A 7,177-nucleotide genomic window follows, 5' to 3' on the forward strand; every position below is an offset into this window, starting at 1 on the left:
GGCGGGCCTTTCTTTTTGGCGTGCGATCTGTCGTGCGATCTCTCGCGCGATTTGCGCGACCCGGGGCGGAACGACTAGAATTTATCTTTACGTGAAGAAACTTCACATCAAAAGAAGCCAACCTTGCCTACGTCCGACCTTGTCGATCTTGTCATCTCGCAATGGACCACCGAATGCCCCAACCAGGACTTCGCGGCCATGGCGGTGGTAACCCGGGTGTTCCGCTTGAACGCCTTTGCCACCCGCAACGTAAATCGCAGCTTTCGCCGCCACAACCTGCACCAGGGCGAATTCGATGTCCTGGCGACGCTCTACCGCACAGGCGCGCCACACGCCATGAACCCACAAAAGCTGGTCGAAGCCTTGTTGCTGACCTCCGGCGCCATGACCAATCGGCTTGACCGGCTGGAACAGGCGGGGCTGCTGGTGCGCAATCCCAATCCGGACGACCGCCGCGGCGTCATCGTGTCGCTGACCCCGGACGGATTGCGCGTCATCAAGCAGGTGCTGAAGGATTACCTGAAGGACCTGGGCGAACTGCTGGACCCGCTGACACCGGCCGAACGCAAGCAATTGGCCGGCTTGTTGAAAAAGCTGCTGATCAAGCACGATCAGGAAACGCCGGGAGGCATCGGCGTTTGAGGGGCGGGCGCGAACGTAGTCGCTGCCCATTTCCCATCCCGCATTTCCCATTGCCCATCCGCCCTCCGGCCCCGATCGCCCTTCCCTTCCCTCATTCGAACCGCCAGCCCCATCCGTTTCATGACTGCCGCCACCCCGTCCACGCCCCCCGCTCCACCCACCCCGACGCTGACCGCGCTGATCGTCCTGTTAATGTCGATTGCGACCGGCCTGGCCGTCGCCAGCAATTACTACGCGCAGCCGCTGCTGCATACGATCGGCCAGCAATTCGGGTTGTCCAACGCCGCGGCGGGGGCCATCGTTACCACGGCGCAACTGAGCTACGCGCTGGGTTTGATGCTGCTGGTTCCGCTGGGCGATCTGTTCGAACGCCGCCGTCTGATCGTGCTGATGACCCTGCTGTCGGCGGGCGGCCTGTTGATTTCTTCCTTCGCCACCCACATCGCGGTGCTGCTGCTGGGCACCGCGCTGACGGGGCTGTTGTCGGTGGTGGCCCAGATTCTGGTGCCGTTCGCGGCCACCCTGGCCGCCCCGCACGAGCGCGGCAAGGCGGTGGGCACGGTCATGAGCGGCCTGCTGCTGGGCATTCTGCTGGCTCGCACCGTGGCGGGCGTGCTGGCGGATGTGGGCAGTTGGCGCACCGTGTACTGGGTGGCCGCCGTGCTGATGCTGGGCATGTCCGCCGCCCTGTGGCGCGTGCTGCCGCGCTACCAAAGCCCCACCACGATGAGCTATCCGCGCCTGTTGGGCTCGATCTTGCGCATGTTTGTCCAAGAGCCGCTGTTTCGCGCCCGATCGCTGCTGGGCTTTTTGCTGTTCGCCGCGTTCAGCATGCTGTGGACCCCGTTGACCTTCCTGCTGGCCAGCCCGCCCTATCAATACAGCAATACCACGATCGGCCTGTTTGGCCTGGCCGGGGCGGCTGGCGCCTATGCCGCGAACCGCTTTGGCCGCCTGGCCGACCGGGGGCTGGGCAACCTGGCGACGCGCGTGGGCCTGTTGCTGCTGCTGGGGTCCTGGGGGTTGATGGCCTTTGGCCAGGTTTCCGTATTTGCCCTGTTGGCGGGCATCCTGGTGCAGGACCTGGCGATCCAGGGCGTTCATGTCACCAATAGCAGTTCGCTGTATCGCTTGCGCCCCGAGGCGCGCAGCCGCCTTACCGCGGGCTACATGACCAGCTACTTCCTCGGCGGCGCCTCCGGTTCACTGGTATCGTCCTGGCTTTACGCCCATTTCGGCTGGCCCGGCGTGGTCATCGCGGGCGCTGTTCTGGGCGTGGTTACATTGGCATACGGCGTCTTGGCGCCCAGTGCGCGCATCCCCGAAACAGCCCCGCCCCCTAGCCGCGTCTAGCACCTCCTATAATCAGGGGTTTTGACCGCCACCGCGTCAGGCCGCCCCCGCGTCCGCGCGGCAGGGCGGCTAGCCCTTTTTTGCCACCGTGCCCGAGCCCATGCAGGAACGTTACCTCCCCACTACCGTCGAAGCGGCCGCCCATCAAGACTGGCAGGCCCGCGACGCCTATCTGGTCCACGAACACGCGAAGAACGCCGACGGCTCCGAAAAGCCGAAGTTCTACGCCTGCTCGATGCTGCCCTACCCCAGTGGCAAGCTGCACATGGGCCACGTGCGCAACTACACCATCAACGACATGATGGCGCGTCAGTTGCGCATGCGCGGCTATAACGTCCTGATGCCGATGGGCTGGGATGCCTTTGGCATGCCGGCGGAAAACGCGGCCATCAAGTCCAAGGTGCCGCCCGCCAAGTGGACCTACGACAACATCGCCTACATGAAGAAGCAGATGAAGGCGATGGGTCTGGCAATCGACTGGACGCGCGAAATGTGCGCCTGCGATCCCCAGTACTACAAATGGAACCAGTGGTTGTTCCTGAAGATGCTGGAAAAGGGCGTGGCCTACCGCAAGACCCAGGTCGTGAACTGGGACCCGGTCGACCAAACCGTGCTGGCCAACGAGCAGGTCATCGATGGCCGTGGCTGGCGGTCGGGCGCGCTGGTTGAAAAGCGCGAGATCCCCGGCTACTACCTGCGCATCACCGACTACGCAGACGAACTGTTGGGCGCCGTCCAGAACGACCTGCCCGGCTGGCCCGAGCGCGTGCGCCTGATGCAGGAAAACTGGATCGGCAAGTCCGAAGGCCTGCGTTTTGCCTTCCCGCACAAGATCGCCGGCCAGGATGGCCAACTGATCCAGGACGGCAAACTGTACGTCTTCACCACCCGCGCCGACACGATCATGGGCGTGACCTTCTGCGCCGTGGCGCCGGAACATCCGCTGGCCACGCATGCCGCGCAAAACAACCCCGAGCTGGGCGCGTTCATCGAACAGTGCAAGCTGGGCGGCACGACCGAGGCCGAAATGGCCACGCGCGAAAAAGAAGGCATGCGCACGGGCCTGACCGTCACGCATCCGATCACGGGCGCGGACGTTGAAGTCTGGGTCGGCAACTACGTGCTGATGACCTACGGCGACGGCGCCGTCATGGGCGTGCCCGCCCACGACGAACGCGACTTTGCCTTCGCCAAGAAATATGACCTGCCCATCGTGCAAGTCGTGGACGTGGCCGGCAAGGAATACTCCACCGCTGCCTGGCAGGAATGGTATGGCGACAAGCAGTCTGGCCGCACCATCAATTCCGGCAAGTACGACGGCCTGTCGCACAAGGAAGCCGTGGACGCCATCGCGGCCGACCTGGGCGCGCAAGGCCTGGGCGAAAAGCAAACCACGTGGCGCCTGCGCGACTGGGGCATCTCGCGCCAGCGCTACTGGGGCACCCCGATCCCGATCATCCACTGCGCCGACTGCGGCCCGGTGCCGGTTCCCGAAAAAGACCTGCCCGTCGTCCTGCCCGACGACCTGATCCCGGACGGCAGCGGCAACCCGCTGGCCAAGAACGAAGCCTTCCTGTCCTGCGCCTGCCCCAGCTGCGGCAAGCCCGCACGCCGCGAAACGGACACGATGGACACGTTCGTGGACTCGTCCTGGTACTTCATGCGCTATACCTCGCCGGGCAACGACAACGCCATGGTCGACGCGCGCAATGATTACTGGATGCCGATGGACCAGTACATCGGCGGCATCGAGCACGCCGTGCTGCACTTGCTGTACGCGCGCTTCTGGACCAAGGTCATGCGCGACATGGGCCTGCTCAATTTCGACGAGCCCTTCACCAAGCTGCTGTGCCAGGGCATGGTGCTGAACCATATCTATTCCCGCAAGACGCCCCAGGGCGGCATTGAGTACTTCTGGCCCGAAGATGTTGAAAACGTCTACGACGACCGTGGCGCCATCACCGGCGCCAAGCTCAAGTCGGACGGTTCCGCCATCAATTACGGCGGCGTGGGCACGATGTCCAAGTCCAAGAACAACGGTGTCGATCCGCAATCGCTGATCGACACGCTGGGGGCCGACACGGCCCGCCTGTTTGTCATGTTCGCCAGCCCGCCCGAGCAGACGCTTGAATGGTCGGATTCGGGCGTGGAAGGTTCCAACCGTTTCCTGCGCCGCCTGTGGTCCATCAGCTACGCGCGCCGCGACGCCGTGGCACGTGGCCTGGCCAATGGCGCCGACTGGTCGCAAGCCACCGCCGCCGTCAAGGACCTGCGCCGCGAGGTCTACACGCTGCTCAAGCAAGCCGACTACGACTACCAGCGCATCCAGTACAACACCGTCGTGTCCGCCTGCATGAAGATGCTGAACGCCATCGACGACGCCAAGCTGCCCGAGGACGCCGCGGCCGATGCCGCCTACGCCGAAACGCTGGGCGTGCTGCTGCGCGTGCTGTATCCGGTGGTCCCGCACATCACGTGGCACCTGTGGCAAGACCTTGGCTACGCCCAAGAGCTGGGCGACCTGCTGGACGCGCCGTGGCCGCATGTGGACGAAGCCGCCCTGATCGCGGACGAAATCGAGCTGATGCTCCAGGTCAACGGCAAGCTGCGCGGGTCGATCCGCGTGGCCGCCGGCGCCGCCAAGGAAGACATCGAAAAGCTCGCCGCCAGCCAGGAAGAGGTCTCGCGCTTCCTGGAAGGCCGCCCGCCCAAGCGCGTCATCGTGGTGCCGGGCAAACTGGTCAACGTCGTAGGCTGATGAGGTCAAGCATGTACTTCGCCGGGCAACTCTCGCACTCCCCCCGCCAATCGTGGCTGCTGCGCGGCGCCTGCCTGGCGCTGTTCATGCTGCTGTCCGCCTGCGGCTTCGCACTGCGCGGCGTCACGCCGATGCCGTTCGACACGCTTTATGTCGGCATGCCGGATACCACGCAGTTCGGCGCGGACGTGCGCCGCGCCCTGCGCGCGGCCTCGCCCAATACCAAGCTGGTGGATTCCCCCAAGGAAGCCCAGGCTATTCTTCAGCAGGTTGGCGATACGCGTACATTGCGTGAAGTGTCGCTGAACGCCCAGGGCCGGGTCGAGGAATACGAGCTGGGTATCAACTACACGTTCCGTCTCATCGACAACAAGGGCCGTGCATTGATTCCTGACACGACCTTGTCCATCTACCGCGAAATGCCCTACGACGACCAAGTGGTGCAGGCCAAGCAAGGTCAGATCGACACCTTGTATAAAGCCATGCAGCGCGACCTGGTGTCCCGTCTGCTGCGCCGCATGACCGCACCGGACGTGCGCCGCGCATTCGAGCAGGCTGAAGAACGCGGGGAAACCGGCGAGATTCCGCTGTACGACCCGAACGCACCGCAGCAAAAAAGCACGCCCACGCCGTGGCAGACGCCGCAAACCACCGACCCGGCGATCTTGCGCTAGCCCATGGCACAGCCTTTGGATGCGGAACGGCTTGCCGAACACCTGCAGCGCCCGGGCAATCAGCTCGCGCCGCTATACACGGTGTCCGGCGACGAGCCTTTGCTGGTCACGGAAGCGGTGGACACGTTGCGCGCCTCGGCGCGCAACGCGGGCTACACCGACCGGCTTTCGATGGTGATGGACGCTCGCAGCGACTGGAGCGCCGTCACCGCCGCGACGCAAAGCGTGTCGCTGTTTGGCGACCGCCGCATCCTGGAAATCAAGATTCCCACCGGCAAGCCCGGCAAGTCCGGCGCCGACACGCTGGCCAAGCTGGCCGAGCAGGCTGAAAAGCAGCCAGATGCCGACACGCTGATCCTCATCGCGCTTCCCCGGCTGGACAAAGCCACCCGCGAAAGCCGCTGGGTGCAGGCGCTGAACCGGGGCGGCGTGATGGTTGACATTGCCAACATCGAGCGCGGCCGGCTGCCCGCCTGGGTCGGCATGCGGCTTGCCCGGCAAAACCAGCGCGCCGACGCCGCCACGCTGCAATGGATGGCTGACAAGGTCGAAGGCAACCTGCTGGCTGCCCACCAGGAAATCCAGAAGCTGGGCTTGCTGTATCCCGAAGGCCAGCTGGCGGCCGAGGACGTAGAGCGCGCGGTGTTGAACGTCGCGCGTTACGACGTATTCGGCCTGCGCGACGCCATGCTGGCGGGCGACATTGCCCGCACCATCCGCATGATCGATGGTCTGCGTGCCGAAGGCGAAGCGCTGCCGCTGGTGCTATGGGCGGTCGGCGAAGAGATCCGGCTGCTTGCCCGCATTGCGGAAGCACGCGCGCTAGGCCAGGACGCCAACGGCCTGATGCGCCGGTTGCGTATCTTCGGCGCGCACGAGCGCCTGGCGTTGCAGGCGCTGAACCGGGTGCAGCCCGCCGTCTGGCCGGCGGCCGTGCAGCACGCCCATGACGTAGATCGCCTTATCAAGGGCTTGTCCGTGGCCGGACGGCTTTCGGACCCCTGGGAAGAAATGACCCGGCTGGCGCTGCGCGTGGCCGCCGCCGGCGGGCGCCCGTGAAGGCCGCCCCGCACACTCCGTCCTCAGGCCGGATATAAACTGAATCTTCAGACGGCGCTAATGGTTACGCCCACGGGCTCCGCCGTCTCTTCCGTCGCACCTATTCATGATTGACACTGCCATGTCCTCGTCTTCCATTGAACACGCCATGCTCACCTTGGGCGAAAACGCCCGACGCGCCTCGCGCGCGATGATGCGCGCCAACAGCGCCGCCAAGAACAAGGCGTTGCTGGCCATGGCAGACGCCCTGGCCGCCAGCCACGAAGAACTCAAGGCCGCCAACGAGAAAGACGTGTCCGCCGCCCGCGCCAACGGCCTGGAACCGGCGCTGCTGGACCGTCTGACGCTATCCGACAAAACGCTGGCGCACATGGCCGAAGGCTTGCGTCAGATTGCCGCCCTGCCTGATCCCATCGGCAGCATCACGGCCACGACGGTGCGCCCTAACGGTATGCGCGTCGCGCAAATGCGGGTACCGCTTGGGGTCATCGGCATCATTTACGAATCCCGGCCCAACGTCACGATCGACGCAGCCGCGCTGTGCCTGAAGTCCGGCAATGCCGCGATCCTGCGCGGCGGCAGCGAAGCGCTGCACTCCAATATTGCGTTAGGCCAGGTCGTGCAAACGGGCTTGGCCGCAGCCGGCTTGCCGCCGGACGCCGTTCAGGTCGTCGCCCCCGCGGACCGGGCC

At 65.0% G+C, this 7,177-nt stretch carries 6 protein-coding genes; all 6 read left to right on the top strand.

The window, feature by feature from the left end:
* The first annotated feature begins 198 nt into the window (after positions 1-198).
* On the top strand, positions 199-642 hold the full coding sequence (locus ACNPP0_RS05130) for a MarR family winged helix-turn-helix transcriptional regulator (RefSeq protein ID WP_448705199.1): 444 nt from the start codon (positions 199-201) through the stop codon (positions 640-642).
* Positions 643-762: 120 nt separating this feature from the next.
* On the top strand, positions 763-1,995 hold the full coding sequence (locus ACNPP0_RS05135) for an MFS transporter (protein ID WP_448705185.1): 1,233 nt from the start codon (positions 763-765) through the stop codon (positions 1,993-1,995).
* Positions 1,996-2,095: 100 nt separating this feature from the next.
* Complete coding sequence (gene leuS / locus ACNPP0_RS05140; protein ID WP_448705186.1) at positions 2,096-4,753, top strand: leucine--tRNA ligase; 2,658 nt, start codon at positions 2,096-2,098, stop codon at positions 4,751-4,753.
* An 11-nt stretch (positions 4,754-4,764) separates the two neighbouring features.
* Positions 4,765-5,427, top strand: coding sequence for an LPS-assembly lipoprotein LptE (locus ACNPP0_RS05145; protein WP_046807800.1), 663 nt, complete (start codon positions 4,765-4,767; stop codon positions 5,425-5,427).
* A gap of 3 nt (positions 5,428-5,430) precedes the next feature.
* Positions 5,431-6,486 (top strand): DNA polymerase III subunit delta, encoded by a 1,056-nt coding sequence (gene holA, locus ACNPP0_RS05150; protein ID WP_332611474.1) that lies wholly within the window; start codon positions 5,431-5,433, stop codon positions 6,484-6,486.
* A gap of 106 nt (positions 6,487-6,592) precedes the next feature.
* On the top strand, positions 6,593-7,177 hold a 585-nt coding region (locus tag ACNPP0_RS05155), incomplete at its 3' end, for an aldehyde dehydrogenase family protein (protein ID WP_448705187.1).

Source organism: Achromobacter semiaridum (assembly GCF_053543755.1).